General features: G+C 43.1%; 6 protein-coding genes. 4 read left to right on the top strand and 2 right to left on the bottom strand.

Annotated elements, in window-relative coordinates:
* The first annotated feature begins 295 nt into the window (after positions 1 to 295).
* Positions 296 to 1,195 carry a hypothetical protein gene (locus EAE90_RS23820; protein ID WP_246550665.1) on the top strand — a complete coding sequence of 300 codons (900 nt, stop codon included), beginning with the start codon at positions 296 to 298 and terminating at the stop codon, positions 1,193 to 1,195.
* Positions 1,192 to 1,707, top strand: coding sequence for a DUF2247 family protein (locus tag EAE90_RS12555; RefSeq protein ID WP_105399873.1), 516 nt, complete (start codon positions 1,192 to 1,194; stop codon positions 1,705 to 1,707). Before EAE90_RS23820 ends, EAE90_RS12555 begins: the two co-directional genes overlap by 4 nt.
* A 47-nt stretch (positions 1,708 to 1,754) precedes the next feature.
* Here EAE90_RS12555 and EAE90_RS12550 read toward each other — a convergent pair whose 3' ends face one another.
* Entirely contained in the window at positions 1,755 to 1,865 is a 111-nt protein-coding gene (locus EAE90_RS12550) for a SymE family type I addiction module toxin (RefSeq protein WP_339921358.1), read from the bottom strand.
* A 423-nt stretch (positions 1,866 to 2,288) separates the two neighbouring features.
* Here EAE90_RS12550 and EAE90_RS12545 point away from each other — a divergent pair, with 423 nt between their 5' ends.
* On the top strand, positions 2,289 to 2,735 hold the full coding sequence (locus EAE90_RS12545; RefSeq protein WP_214053780.1) for a hypothetical protein: 447 nt from the start codon (positions 2,289 to 2,291) through the stop codon (positions 2,733 to 2,735).
* A gap of 136 nt (positions 2,736 to 2,871) precedes the next feature.
* Complete coding sequence (locus tag EAE90_RS12540) at positions 2,872 to 3,216, top strand: DUF7957 family protein (protein WP_214053779.1); 345 nt, start codon at positions 2,872 to 2,874, stop codon at positions 3,214 to 3,216.
* A 765-nt stretch (positions 3,217 to 3,981) separates the two neighbouring features.
* Here EAE90_RS12540 and rtxA read toward each other — a convergent pair.
* Entirely contained in the window at positions 3,982 to 16,203 is a 12,222-nt protein-coding gene (gene rtxA, locus EAE90_RS12535; RefSeq protein ID WP_214053778.1) for an MARTX multifunctional-autoprocessing repeats-in-toxin holotoxin RtxA, read from the bottom strand.
* Between the last annotated feature and the right edge of the window lie 519 nt (positions 16,204 to 16,722).

Raw genomic sequence — 16,722 nt, 5'->3', positions numbered from 1 at the left:
TATTATTTTAGAAAAAGAAACAGTGAAAAACATTGTCACTTCGACAATAAATTATTATTACTGCCTAAAGTAAAATCCCATCCATGTGAACTGTACCCCAAATGTTAGACAATCATCCGGCATTTAAGAGGGGGCAGTTCATTACGTCTGGGAAAAGTAGCTTACAGGCTGAAAAGTCGCGTCGGGGCGTTGTGGGTCGAGCTTCAAACACCACTGGAAAAAACGGGTTGTAACCGACTGAGTGCGCAGGGAAAATCGGTGTTCGGTAATCAACTTCGCAATGGAATGCGTTGTTGTGGAGAATAATGCTTTGAGCTTGCCAAAAGGCATGGCGGAATACGGTCGGGCACAGAGTTCACTCGCCATGCAAATGCTCAGGGAAGGGGCGACCCCGGATGAATTGTCGGAAGCGTTGGCGAAACAAGCGAGAGGCACGCACCCGGAAGGGCAAGATCCGGCTAGAGGGCTGATTGTGGCGTGGGGGAACTTCTTCGGTGTGCCGTTAGATGTGGTGATGTCCAATGAAAAAATGACGCCGGAGAAAGCGGCTGAAATTGTGGCCAGCGGTGTGCCGACCAGTGAAGCGAAGGTGATGCAGTATGTGGCGGCTAAGGCATTCTTGGCACTGGCTAAAAATCCTGTTTCGGGTAGCAAAGCAGAAGGTTCATCACCGCAATGGAAAGTAGGAGAAGGGAAATTTAGTCCGAAGGATAAGGGCACGGTGACGAATGTTGAGCATCCGGTTGGTAAGTTTGATGGAAAGTCACTACCTAATGGAAAAGAAAACATTACAAGTGACAAGACAATCAAAAATGACGTATTAGAGCATCAAAGGGTTGGGAGTGGCGAGAAAGGAACTGGTAGTGGAAATAAAGTAGATCAACTACCTAATAAAACTGTTGTTGATATTGATGGGAAAGAAATATCTGTTTATCCGAATAGAAGTAAGCCAACAGCGACACAAGAATTTCCTTCAGTAACTAAGGCTCATGGTTTCAATGATATTGTTGACAATTATGCTGGCTTAGCAACACAAACGAAATTGAAAAATGGAGCCACTCTTTATCAATTGCCAGGAAAATTAAATGGGGTTGAAGGACGATTTGAGTGGATAGTAGATCCAAAATTAGGTGGTGTAAGCCATAGAATGTTTGTTACTGGCGGAACAGTGAATGGAGTGCCATCAAAACCATGATGAATGATATGTACTTGTTAGCTAAAAAAATGGAATTACTTGATTGGGGAATGATTTTTCTTGGAGCCAAGGGAAACCCTGTTGGTCGTTTATCTGCTCCTAATATAAGTGAGTTTGCATGTAATGAATTAACAAAACTTGATCTGTCTGATTCAATTCTGGTCGAGGTGTCTGAAGCTGCATTTTGCACAGAAATCAATCGTGAAGTGATCGATAGCTTAGAAGTCATATGTGATAAAAAAAATATAAATATACAGTTATCAGAAAGGAAATGGAGATATGTCGCTTTATATATCCTATTACTTAATGAATTGCCTGATGATTACGTATATGGTCTTCTCAAATTAAACGAGTTTTGGAACCTTTGGGGAGATAGTGTTGATTCACCGAATATAGTCCAAGGTGTTGGTAATAATCTTTCACCAACAGAGTACTATTCGGACGAGAATTACCACCTATTAATAGAAAAGCATCGTAACTGGTTAGATAGAGAGATTAAGCAATTGCAATAGAGTTGATACAGATCCCAGCCTAAGCGCTGGGATCTTCCCTTTAGCCGTCAATTATTCTCAACAAGCCGGATAATCAACTGCCCGTGCTCAACACTGACCTGTACCGGCTGCCCGGTGGCAAAGCCCGCTTCTTCCAGCCAGTTGCTTTTAAGGTGCACACTGACAATGGCCCGGCGGGAAAAACTGGCCTTCGGGGGCGAAAAGCGTGTCAGGGAGTTTTAGGTTCGGCGACAAAGCAGCACTGGAAAAAATGGGTTGTAACTGACTGAGGGCATTAAGAAAATCGTCGTTCGGCGGTCAACTTCGCAATGGAATGCGTTGTTGTGGACAATAATCATCTAAGCGTTGACCAAAATCGTTCAAGGAGTTAGGAACTGGTCAACTATCAGGAGGATACCAGTTGTCGTTCTGTTGTCAGGGATAAGTATCGCCAAGAGGTAACTCTTTTTACTCAGAACATTGGTATCTTGGTGAAGTAGACAATAGATGCTAATACCTCATCGATGATGAAAGTTATCTTGAAAAATGCCGTTAAAGAGCTAGCTTCTTCACGGTAATACGCAGTTTAAGGATAAGTGAGCATGATTGTATATATTCCGTTGATTTTGATGGTTTTGAGTCTGTTGGGGTTTCTTGCCTGCTTCATCTGTTTTGGCTTGAGCAGGAAAGTTTCACTAAGAAGTGTAAAATCTCCATTGCTCTTTTTTGATTTTTGTTTTTTTAATAAAAACAAACTTACTAATTTTTCCATGATAATATTATTTGTTATTTATATATCTGGAATTTGGTTTGAATTTATTAAAAATGGAAACTTAATTTCCTTTGCTGGCTATTTTATTGGAGTATTTGCAATTCTTATTTTTCTTATTCATTGCAGGTTTTTCTCAAAAAGAAAATTTGCACATAGAAATAATATTGAATTCATAAAAGAGTTTGTTTTTGAAATGGAAATAAGCCTTCAAAATACGTCATTATGGTTATCTAGGTTATTTTATATTGTTTGGCTTTATTTATTTTTTTCTACGTAATTGTTGTAGACAGTAATGCATTTAATATGGGAAGTCTGTTTGGTTATAAAGGAGGAGAAACTCAGTTTAATCTTATAGAGCAAAGGATAGGTACATTTACTAATGAACGGGCTATTCAAAAAAATAGGAGAACAAAATGGTTATCTTAGCTAACAATAACAAGATTGATATCAATGGATACCTAGTTATATTTAATCAAAAAATCATTAAAGCGATAGAAATCGATAATGGTTCTGTTCTTGTCTTAATTGATATTCCTATAGGAGATGATGGACTAAATAATTTATTTTCTTATACAAAGAACGGAGAGTTTCTTTGGCAAATAGAGCCTTCGAATTTACAAAAAGAAGGTCAAACAAGTTACCCATACGAAGGGTTGAATGTTGTTGAAGGGCAATACTTTGTTGTTGATTTTTATGGAAGAAGAATATTTTTCGATCCTTATACTGGTCTATTCTTATCACGAGATGTTGTAAAATAAGATATGGATAATAACGCATTAGCGATCAGTTTGATTCATACATGAGCTAATATAGGTATTTAACATACTTCTAATGGTAGTATTAATTTCAATTATGTTGTTTTTGTGCATTGGACTGGCTCAAGCTATGTAAAATGTGATGGTTCAAAGAATGGTCGAGTAAAGTTTTTCTTTATTAAAAATATTTTATGGATATTAGTTATATTTTTATGAATTTAACTATTTTTTATTATCAGATAGTTGTGTCGTTTTTTTATAGATGGAATATTTCTTTTTTCACTTGGAGATGTAAATAAGGTTATTAAAAACAGGGGTATTTATCGGGCTAATAAGTTATTGGTTTATACCCGTCATCTTTCAAGTTGCTTCTTTGTTGGCTGCACTCTCTCACCCCGGTCACATAGTTCTCTATGCTCCCGGGGATTCGCTCCCTTGCCGCAGCGATGCATCTTGAAATCCATAGGGTATATTCGAGTTAAAAGAACATTTATAAAGTAATGGGTAAAATTAAACTATTTTACAAATAACATTCAATAATAACAGGTGAGTTTTTGTAATTAATATTTATTGCAAAAATATTATAGTCAAAATTACCCCGGCCTTGTGAATTATTTACAAAAATCAGGCAATTCAAATCATTCGTTCATCAAGGTCTAAGTTCTGTATTTTACTGGGCTAAGACTATTTAATCTCTACTTAATTCTTAGGCCCACCTATTCAGGTGAGCCATTTTTACTTTTATTAATTAGCGTTATAGCGAGTTAATCAGGCAAATTTCCCCTTGCCAATTGTGGTATCTGCCCAAGCCGTGGTAATAGCCATTTTCTCCCTGCTATCCAGCCCTTCGATAAAACCGTTATCACCGGCTGTTGGGGCAAAACTGCTCATTGCCTGAATCAAGGTGTCAACTGCATTGTCTGAAAGTGCCGTAAATTCACGCTCTCCTGATGCATCCTTATGTCCCATCTGCACCACTAATTTGGCACGGTTGCCATTAAAGTAATGACTGAAGGTGACTGAACCCACCGATTCAAACAGGCTCTGAGCGGTTTTATCCTGAGTACGGCGATTCACTGATAACACGAGATCGTATCCACTGCGCTGGAACCACAAGTTTTGCCAGTCAATATCGTTAAAGACAATCATATCTTCTGCATTGATATCATCAATCTGATTGTCAATCACCTTACTACTGACCACAAAGCTGTCTACCCCCGCACCACCCCGGAAGTGGTTCTGGTATCCCCCCAAAACCAGTAGATCTTGACCATCACCGCCATCAAACTGGCTGAATTTCGAAATTGTGGCCGCAATCAGATGGTCATCACCTTCTCCACCATTAATTACCGCATGATAGCCCATCAGTTTAATTACATCGTCACCCATGTTGCCATCAATTCGGTTGTCATTACCAAACACCCTGCCAAAGTCATTGCCTTCACCTAGCTCAACCCGGTTGTTATTACCGATAGTCACCGCATAATCCTGATCTTCCCCAGTATCCACCTGGTTGTAGTTACCAGAAGTGACAACGTAGTCATGCCCGTTACCGGCATCAATAACGCCACCTTCACCAAAAACAAATGTCTGATCATCCCCCTCACCCATGAATACATGGTTAATGCGTCCGGCTACTACTGCGGTATCATCGCCATTACCGCCAAACATCCAGTTTTCACGTCCCATCAGAACGCCGAGGTCATCACCTTCTCCGCCGGTAAAGATGTTGGAGGTGCCGATTGAGTAATAAACATCGTCACCGCGTCCCCCCCAGAAGTTGTTGTTATCTCCCAGATAAGCACCGAGATCTTTACCGTCACCGCCCCAGTTGAAGTTGTAGTTCCCCAACGATATATGGATATCGCTATCCCCTTGCAAATGACCGCTGTTACGCAAGAAATCAAACGTTTTCTGCTCCATGTTGAGCAAATCTGCGGTTAGATTCTCTTTTAAGTTGGTCACTAACGATTTCATCTCTTGTTGTTTATCTTGGCTGAATATCGTCGCAAACAAGTTAGGTAAGTTCAGCGAATTAAAACCCAATGCACGATCTGGTTTGTTATTAGCCTGAATATTCTCACTGTTAATAGCGCCCGGTACACTCTTTTCCCGATTTTCATCAGGCGCTTTCTCTTTCAGCCCATGACTGACAAGAAATGATTCAATACCATCGGCACTCATATCGGCGTTCTGTTTCAATCCATCAATCAATTTATCCGGATCAGTGAAAACTCGGAGTTGATCGCCACCAAACTTGTGAATAACTTCCAGCATCTCTCGCAAAATAGCCTTGCCATCAACCGGCTCACCAGTACGGGCAACAATCTGCCCCTCCGGGGTGTAATCCACACCAAAAATATCCGCTAAAGTGGTATCGGCATTCACACTGGCTAACCGCCCAAGCAATTTGTTTTTAAGCTGACGCGGTAAGTCCTGTAGATTGTAAGTAAATGTTGTCTTCACCAAGCCCGTTGTTGAATATTGCTGTGTCATCAGACCAAACAGAGAACCTAAGTTGGTATCCAGAATCGATTGAATATGGTCGCCGAACATAAAGTTCCAGCTACCGGTTGTAACCTGAATGTCCGCCCCCTGACCACCTATTGCAAAATTGAAAGCCAATTTCTCATTAGCTTGACGGAATTTATCCACACGACTCATTTTTTTGGTATCAATATTGTTGCCGTGACCACTTAACCATTGGTGGTATTTTTTGTTCAATGCCGCTTCTGTGTCACTTTTCAAACCACGGCTACTGCGCTCAAGCTGCGAATCCAGATCAACCAATGTCTTGTAATCCACACTACTGGTTTGGTCTAAACCGGACATGTCCCGCACAAATTTTTTCGCACCAGATAGCGTCCACTGTTGATTTTGCGCCGCCAACCAGTTCCGCTCTTCGCCAGAATGGGCAATAGATTTCAGTACACCGGTAATGCGGGCAGCGCCATCAAATGGATTAACTAACGGTGGCGTAGGGATGGATTTATCCATCATGACAATCAAGTCATTACTGCGGCCTTGGTTAAAGCTGACGTTACGGTTGCCAATAAACATCTGGGCTCCTTCAAGTGCTTGATAACCATCCAAATTAACGCTGTGCTTACTGTCACCATCCCCGATGTGAACCATCACATTGTTGTCGCCAAAGGCCAGTGATTTAAAGCCGCCAGTACCCACTTTAATACCTACGTTCGATGTTCCCCAGTTGATCGCAGTAAATTCACCGTCACCCACGTTTACCTGTATATTCCCAGCGTAACTCAGTGGCTCCGATTGAGGATTTGAACCAAGCTCTACCCTGTTTTTGCGTTTCCCTGGCGCGGTGAAAATATCATGGTTATCCGCAATTGCCCCTCTGGTTACGGAATCAGCTTCGGTGTACCCCACTTTAGCAAGGTTAATATCGCTTTCAGCCACCCCTCGACGCAATTTTTCTGTTGTCGTCGTTAGCTCACCCTGTTCATTCCAGCGTAACACCAGTTTGTTATCGTCCAACTTGTTAGCCCACTGATTATTTTTATCGCGGGTAAATTTACGACCTGTTGCATCAACCGCCACTTCACTACGACGCGCTGAAACATCACTACGGATGCCCTGTTTATCTAAGGCGGTAATAAAACGATAGGCAAAACCATTCCGTTTATCATCACTAATCAGTGAACAACCCACGATGCTGATACGATCAGGTTTACCCGCCCGGTCAAAGTTCTGACTGAACTGTTTCAGTTTTATTGCCAATTCATCAGCACTGTAACCACTCAAACGAGTGTTATTTTGTGCCGACCCGTTACGGCCATGACCAACAATCTGCCAACGTAATTTGCCTGATAATCTGGCAGGATCACCATAAACGACATGATATTTACCATCAGCATCAAGTTTCACCACTACGCTGGATGCTGGGTGTTTACCCGCCAGATTGATCGCTGCTTTCGCTACAGTCGGGTCATTTTCCATTTGAATAATGATCTGGCTACCAAAACGTGTCCCACGATTGTCGCTCTTTCGCAGCGAGCTATTCACCACATCCCGATTTCTATTTTGAAAATCGGAGAGCGTCGATACAATCCTATCAGCATATTGGCTCATTAAAGCACCGCTCTCGACATGACCATAAAAGGTCTGTTCACCCGATACGCGATAACCAGCAGCGGTCAATCTTGTACGCAGCTTTTCCCCTTCATGCCCTAAACCTTGATTGTCAGTTAACAACATGATCGGCGTATTGACTGGCAAGCCTTTGAGGTTTTTTTCTACTGAAAATTGTCCGTTCATCGCTTTTGCCAATGCCCCAATCACACCACCGGGGTTTGGTATGTCATGCGCGGTTATGGTTTTAGTCATACTCGATATTGGCCTGTCGAGTAACAGACCTGACACAGCTTGATTATTTTGCGCCGCATAGCGGGCAAGATCAGCCGCCACCGGCCCACCGACGGAATAACCATGAATGATAATATTACCCGGCTTAATACCGCGATCTTGCACCAAATAGCGAAACATCGTCCGGGCATCTTGATAAAATCCTTGTTCGCCTGGATTACCATCACTACCACCATAACCCCGCATGTTGATAGCAAGCATATCAATGCCCTGATTTTGATAGTGGCTTTGGATATCATAAGCTTGCTCTTCCGCAGATAAACCTGAACCATGAAGGAAAAGCACGACTTTTTTCTCTGTTGCCATCGAGGTGTCATCGGGTTTTATGTCACCCTGATGATAATATCCCGTTAAACGTCCCCCTTCGCCTTTTAGGGTAATTTTGCTTGATTTGCCATTAGCAATCGCATCATTAAGCATGGTCTGCGTCTCATCACTGATATAGCGGCGATCTTCTTTAAAACCATACAGTTCGTTGCTAAAGAATCGAGTCAATGGGTTTAAAGAGTCCGAATCCCGTGGCGCGGTACCATCATCCTCAATTAATACCGACTCTGATGCTCCATTTTTGCCCGATAACGCCTGTAATACTTCCACCGGAGAGTCATTCTGTTCTCTCTCAGGGGTATTTTCTCGATAAAGGTGTTGGGTTTTCTCAAATGCACTATTTAATGCCTGATTTATCCACAACTCGCCTTTATCCCCGGCGATATCCATCAGATCCATATAACTGGCGGTGTAGTTTTGCAGTACCTGCCTGCGCTCATCACCGCTCTCCTGCAACGCTTTGTAAACCACCAAACTTTCATTAACCGAATGACCACCATCAAATACCAGGAACACCAAAGTATTAAGATATGCCTGCTCCTGCGAGAAAGTGGGATCTTGACTAGCAATATAGTTATTGAGATGGACCATGATATTGGTCGATCCAGATGCCCCTGTCACCACGGAATGCCCTTGTGCCAAGGCGTTACGCTCAAGCGTTGTTTCCTGTCCAGGCGTCAGCACTCTGCCCGCCGCCACCTTTCTGCCATACAGGAAATCTTCATATTGATCACCGGATGGCTGGTAAGGCAGTGCAATACCATAATCATTGGTTTGCTGTTCAGTTAACTTCACTTTATAGGTAACATCCGCCATATTAGTTAACTTACTACTGGTGGAACGCGCCTTATAGATCTGATCCCGATAGAAAATGTCCGCTTCCGCTTTCCATTGAGATAAATGTAACCCCATACCATCAGTGTTCGACATTTTTACTGCCAGAAACGGAATTTTGATCATTTCAAAACCGTTATCCACCTTGGTCATCATGACCTTAAAGTTATCAAAGGTCGGTTTTTGCAGGAATGCGGTCAGTTCAGGCACCCGACTGAACCAAGGGCGAATATCTTTTTTAATTTTTTCGGCAAAAGCTTGCATCCTGATAGCAATCTGTCCGTCGCGGACGGTGGAACCAACAGTGCTTTGCATATACAGCTCAAACTCCTGCACCAAAAACTGACCTATCTGCCTGGAGGTGGCTATCACATCCGGGGAGGCGGTTTTCATCAATGTATGCGCCAGCTCAGAATCAAAACGACGGCCAAATAAGTTGTCAATATATTGAGTGGTCGACTTTTCTCTGTGAGCATCAGCCTGTAATGACAATACCAAACCATGTAACTCAGGGTATGCGTGTAACTGGCTGATCGCATCGTTAAACAACCGGATGGTTTCTTGAGATGTGACTTGTCCGGTGAGCCATAGCTCCCTGGCCCGTTTAATCAAAGGCCCCGATTCCGGGATATTCGCGGCTTCCAATCGGCTCATGAAAACAATGAGGCTTTCACTTTCGGTTTTAGGCGCCTCCCGTTCAGCCGTTGAGTTCTTCCGCGTTAAAGGTGTAATTTTCCATTTAACAAGTTGGTTAATTTCATCTTGGGTAATATTACTTTTCAAACCGATAATACGTCCGGTTCCATCAAATATGACTTGCTGCTTAAGATGTTCAGCATGTTGAGGCGCCACGGCGATCCCAAGGACGCCGACGGATTCAGCTCGTTGGGCCTGCAAGTGTTCCATCATCCGGCCCATCCTAAAACGTATTAAGTTCACTTGACTGATACGTAGAGCAAATTCTTTTGGGTTCCGCTGTTGCCAATGAGAAAGCGCCTGTTCAAACTGCAACACATGTTCTTCATCAAAATGGCTCATCGTTTTATAGAAAATATCACGTACAGCAATAAGTGCTTTACTAAGCTGCCTTTTCCGCCCCAATGTTCGTACATTAGGGTTGATAAATAGCTTATTTCCCTCTTTCAATAAATTAAATTTCGCACTTTCAAATATAGCGGAATTTTTCTGCTCTACTTTGGCATCATTCCCCAACGATTCCAGATTAATGCCTGAAATCCGCGGCACTTTTCTGACATGCTCGCCTAAACTGTTCGACCTTGGCGTCACCATATCGTCAGATGGTACTTTGGCAAACTTTGAAGTAGTTAAAACGCCGGTATTTTCCGCACGAATACCAGCATTTATCTGTAGACGATCAACCGCTTGTTTAGCGCCATCCAGCGCTTGTAGCTCTTCTTCAGTCAATCCTTTGTAGAATCTTTTTTCAGCTTCCGGTATTAATTCAGGATCAATATGGCTACCGGTTTCCCCTGCTCCTGTCGATTGGTAGGCATTGCCAGACAAACCACTACCACCGGCACCGGTACGCTCAGGTTTAGAATCGCTCTGTTTTGCCCCTCTGGCATTTTCTTGTACCTGGGTAATCTTATTTTCAGCCGCAGCAATATCACGTTTACCCCGATATTCCGCCCCTTGATAAGCGATATTTGCGTTATTTTCCGCCTTTTCGGCCCGTTGTTGTTGCAATAATGCTTCTTCTTTTCTTAATTCCGCTTTTTCCTGAGCCTCTGCAATATCTTGTTTTGCACTGGCATGGTGCTGCTCACTTTGTGCTACACCGGCCTCGGATTTCTTAACAGCTTCTTCTACTTTTCGTTGGTTATCCGTAATAGACCGTTGAGCATTAACTAATTTTTTCTGGGTAATAAATTTGGTGTAATTCAACTCATCCTGGGCACGGTTCAAAAATTGGGCAGCAAACTGATTGCGCCATTGATCACCTGATTGGCCGCTGTAATCGGCATAGTCATCAAGCACTGCCAAACCTTGCATCATGGAAACCAGTTCATCAGTCTCCGCCTGCGCTTCTGCTGCTATCGCATTACGCTGTGTCAGCCCATTTTGGCTAACTGCTGCCTGATCCGTTAATTCTAATTGGGATTGTGATTTCGCAATCGCCGCCAGCTGTTTCTCTTTTTCCTGTTCTAATAGTTGACGATCTTTTTCCGCTTTTTCTTTATCACTTAGCGCATTTTGCGCCGCTTTATCCTGTTTCACATGTTCGGTAATAATATTGGCTTGTCGTGAGCTCTCAGATTTTGCAATAACGTTATCCAGAATATAGCCTACGCCGTCATTCAAACCGGTTCCTTTAAACTCAATTCGATTACTGCCCGCTTTTGCTATCAGCTCTAGCGTTTTATTTTGCCATTTCGCCGCGTCGCCAAAAGTCGAAAATACAAGTTTGCCATTCCAGAAAACATCCATACCATTGTTGGCTGAATAAGCATCGGGACGATTGGCAAAATCAAAACTCAGCGAAATCACTTCTCCCTCAGAACGGTTTTGCAGGTCCTGGTAAATAGTGGTGTTTTTATCAACATCAAGTTCACTGACTCGTTCGCCATAACGGGTATTATTAGGCCCCTCAGTACTCACTGGGCGATACGCCGCAATATCATTAGTTGATTGCCAATCCCCCTTACTTTGCTCAAAGTCATTATTGACAATCAGTGACGTTTCAGATTTCACAACGATATTATCTAAGATGTAACTAAATCCATCATCCTGACCTGTACCTTTAAATTCAATCCGGTTAGTACCTGCTTTCGCCATTAAATCGAGTTTTTGGGTGCGCTGTATAGCTCGTGCTCCAGAAGTTGAGAATACAGATTCACCATTCCACAACACCACCATTCCGCTGTCTCTCAGATCACGCTCCACCATCTCAAAATGACTCATAAAATCAAAAGTCAGTGAAACCACTTCGCCTTCAGACAAATTTTCTAATTCCTGCCAAATTACGGTGTTTTTATCAACATTAAATTTACTGACTCGTTCACCATCACCGGTATTATCAAGACCGTAAGCACTCGCTGGGAGGTATGCCTCTATATCATTGGTTGACTGCCAACCTTGATTACCTTGTTCAAAGTCACCATTGACGATCAGATTTTCGTTCTGATCTAGCTTATCTGGCGCCGATAGCGTTTTTTGACTCAAAGTACCTTCTATTGAACTGACGTCAGGGGTCTCCACGGCTGTTATCGCACCATTGAAACAATGGCTTAAATCTGAACTTACCGGCGCAATTTCATCCATCTGAAAACCATCAATGGCAGAGACTTCCGCTAAATTAATCGCACCTCTGCCTTTATGGGTACCAGATGTGTTAGCTTCCTCCCCATGCACCAGATAATTGATCGCCTGACTGCCCCCCACACCTAATGTTGTCTGTTTGATATGCTCAAAGAGGGAAGAGAGTTTGTCGCTTTCTGAAGCAGAGAAGCTGTAGAAATCACCATTACCAATCTTAACCACCGCGTTATTACGCGCATAAGAGGCGTTGATACCCAGACCATCACCAACATGAATATTGGCATTGCCTTTACCCTTCATGACCGCAACATTAAGGCCATCCCCAACTTTGGTATTGAGGTTATATTTCCCCCATGCCACGTTAACCGAAACACCATTACCTACACGAGTGTTAATGTTAGCGTCACCATGAGCAGCAGTGACATTTAAGCCATTGCCCACTGTCGTCGTGACGTTAGCTTTCCCTTTTGCCGCCGTCACCTGTATACCGTCACCCACTTTGGTGATGACATTGCCTTCGCTCCATAAGGCGTTAAAGCTGTCGCCCTTCCCTACCTGAGTGACAATGTTAGCCTTACCTTTAGCCAGCACCACATTACGTCCATCGCCTACCTTAGTGATGATATTGGCTTGCCCCCAAGCACCAGTGTAATCATCACCGTTACCCACATGGGTGATAATGTTGGCATCCCCCTGCACCACGGTGACTTCTTGTCCATTTCCCACTTTGGTAATAAGGTTAGCTTTGCCTTTCGCAAAGTTGTAACGGTCGCCATTTCCTACTTGAGTCAGGATATTCGCCTCACCCCAAACCGCATTCACCCCAGCGCCATCGCCAATTTTGGTAATCAGATTGGCTTTACCTTTGGCAAAACCCACTGTCGTGCCTCCGCCGACATGGGTCATCACGTTACCTACATCAGAAATAAGCAGACCGACTGTGGTACCGTCGCCCACTTTGGTCAGAATGTTGCCTTTCCCTGACAGGATACCGGCGGTCGTCGCATCGCCGACATGGGTAATCACGTTCGCTTTCGCTGCCGCAACTACTCCCATAAAATCGTCACCCACTTTGGTGACAATATTGGCCTCACCCAGCGCTAACACGCCCGTTAAGCCATCGCCAACATGAGTCATTATATTGGCTTTACCAAACATGGCCGCCAGCGTTGTACCCTCACCGACTTTGGTCATGACGTTCAGTTCACCGGCAAACAAACCGATACTGGCGCCATTACCCACATGGGAATAGATATTGGCTTTCCCTATCATTAAGGCGGCGGTCAGGTCATTACCGACCTTGGTCAGCACATTGGCGCCGCCAATCATGGCGGCAAAGGTATTGCCATTCCCGACATGGGTAAAGATATTAGCTTTGCCGATCATCGCCGCCAGCGTCATGCCATTACCCACTTTCGTGGCGAGATTGCCCTTTGCCAGCATCAGCGCAACACTTGCGCCATCCCCAATATGAGTAAACACATTGCCTGCGGCTACCATCAATGCCAGCGCATCACCGTCACCCACTTTGGTAAAGACGTTCACTGCGCCGCCCATTAATGCCCAGGCATCCCCTTTGCCGACATGGGTAAACAGGTTGCCCGCGCCAATCATGGCCGCAATCGATGTACCATTCCCGACTTTGGTGAAGATATTGCCTGCCGCAGCCATCACGCCTAATGTCAAACCGTCACCAACATGGGTCAGCACGTTGCCGACGCCGAACATGATGCCGGTCGTGTCACCTTGTCCGACTTTGGTCAAGATATTCGCGCCACCGAGCATAACACCCGTGGTATTGCCGTCACCGATATGGGTGAGGACGTTCGCGCCGCCGCCCATCACCGCCAGCGCATTGCCTTGCCCTTTCTTGGTAAAGATGTTAGTTCCGCCCAATGCAATAGCAGTGGTGTTGGCCGTTTCAGTCTCATCACTGAGCTGGGTGATAATATTGGCGCCGCCGAACAGACCGGCAACCAGATCTCCCGCACCGAGTTTAGTCAGTACGTTAGCACCGCCTAAAAGTATGGAAGAGATATTCCCTGTTCCCGCCTGAGTGATGACGTTAAAACCACCCGCACCGGACCAGTTCCCATTGCCATTACCAATTTGGGTATGCGTGTTGTACCCGCCCAACATCAGCACCCGGCTGTTACCGCTGCCTTTGTGAATTGAGATATTGCCATAGGACAGAAGATGAGCCAGATATTGTCCATCCCCGACACGCACAAGAACATTTACCGCGCCGCCAGCGTAAACATCCATTTTCCCGCGCTGGCCTTGGTGAACCAGAACATTGGCTAAACCCGCTCCATGAAATGTCAGATCGCCCTTTTCACCACTTTTTACCACGATGTTAGCTGCACCAGCGCCATCAAAATTGGTATCGCCGAATTTTGAGCCGTGCAGAATAATGTTAGCCGCGCCCGCCCCTGTGAAATTAATATTACCGTGCGTCACATTGGATGTAATAACATTTCCACCACCGGCACCAATGAAATAAATATTACCGGAGCTATCACCGCCATTCTTTGATGATTTGATAAGATCTTGCTCTGAATAACCTTCAAGATCAGTTAAACTATCAGAAATATCATCTATTACATTTAAATCATAGTGAAGTTGACTTAACGTATAACCAGCCCCCATTGATCGATAACCGTGAGGATAGGAAAAACTTTCATCTGCTAAACGATCAGTATGATCACCTGTTTTATACCAGGATTTTGCAATATATTTCAGCTTCCCTGTTTCATAATCATTGGCTAATTTAACCTCAACCACTTTGGTATAAGGAGCCAAAAATATTGCATATACATAAGTATTTGGTTGTTCGTTTGATTTTACCGGAGAAACATCAATTTTCAGGCCATTAGAAGAGATCGCATATCCTCCTATTTTGGCGCTACCTAGGGTGACATCTTCCGCCTTGACGTTGGCGCCGCCAGCATAATTTACCCATTTATCGTTTAATAATGCCTCCTCAACACCTTGTATCGTGGTTTCTTGTCGATATACAAAATTAATATTGCCAAGCGTAATAGCACCTTCCCCTTTAACAGGGATAAATCCATTATTTACATTGATATTTTCTTTAGCAATATCCTTAAGATGATTACCTTCCTTATACCAAGAAGTAGCATAATAACAGAGCTTACCGGTATTAGGATTATTTTGTAGCCGTACAGACACAACTTTAGTATTAACATTATTGGCAATGGCAAAGAGATAAGTATCAGGCTCTACAGCAGATTTAATTGCTTTAACTTGCTGAGATTGTTGAATCCAGCGTCCCTCCATTGTTGCTGATGTCATAACAATATCTTTAGCCTGAGCAAATTCTATTTCATTTCTTGCACCTGCTCGGGTAATTTCGTTATAAGCTCCTGCACCAGTAAAATGAATATTACCGTGAGCAACATCAGAATAGAGTTTGTTATAACCACCCGCACCTTCAAGAGTAATATCGCCCTGTGTCTGCCCATACTCATCTTCACTATGGCGTATACGTTCAATGCGATTCGCTGCCCCTGCGCCATTTAAGATAATGTTACCTTCTCTGCCTCTACGTACGACATGATTATCAGCGCCAACACCATTCAAAATGACGTCACCGCTTTCTATCCGCGAATCGATACTATTCGCAGCGCCTGCGCCGTTAAATGTCACATCTCCTTGAGTACCCTCATAATGATTATACCAAGTACGGTCAATTTCATTAGCCGCTCCCGCACCGGCAAAATAGACATTTCCCTGATCAGTTTCATGCCATAATTTATTGTATCCACCAGCCCCTTTAAAACTGGTATCTCCAGATAAACCTTTACGAGTCAGTTTGTTATAACCAGCAGCACCCGAATAATATAAATTTCCTGTTTCACCCGTGTGATCGATAAAAGCCGTACCGGACGCACCGGCAAATGACAGGCCGCCATTTCCCGTTTTACGAATACCAGTATAACCTGAGGCTCCCTTTACCGAAAGTTCACCCTTCATATGGTATACATCGACCTTTAATGAACCAACAGTAACATCATCATCCCCGCCATAAGCATAAACTTCACCACCAACACCAATAGCAGTAATATTGTTACCGTCATTATCGTCGTAATATTTCCCAGTAAAGAAGTACTCTGCACTTCTATTTGATGATTTCCCCATCAATAGTCCTTTAATTTATTATTGAGATTAAACAGAAAACCACTGCACCTAACGAATAGGGCAGTTATTTTGAATATTCAAATTCTCATGAAACAGTGAAATCTTCTGACTTTTTAATAGCAAAAAATTAAATAGAGAAAAAAACGCTATTAAAATTAACATCAGATATTGTTTGCACGAATTTATCAGCCATACTTTTTTCCAAAAGTAATTTATTAATAAACCGGATATAACAAGGAAAACACCGAGTTCAGAAAAGTTTCAATTTGATGCATTTATAAACACCTTAAAACGAATCCATTGAGTGAGATAAATAAAAAATTCAAAAAAATCGTTAACGCAGATGTTTTTTTCCCGCGATAATATTGAAAATACAGAGAAGATAATAAAGTAACAACTAAACTAAGATATAAAATTTCATCAATTACGATCAATTATTTTATTCCATTTCCATAAATAACCACACAGATTATAACGATTAAAACAATATAAGTAAATGAGATAATAATATCCTACTTT

It is taken from the genome of Photorhabdus caribbeanensis (assembly GCF_018448885.1).
Taxonomy (GTDB): domain Bacteria; phylum Pseudomonadota; class Gammaproteobacteria; order Enterobacterales; family Enterobacteriaceae; genus Photorhabdus; species Photorhabdus caribbeanensis.
The sequence above is the reverse complement of the archived record's forward strand: the minus strand, read 5'-3'. Positions and strand labels throughout refer to the sequence as shown.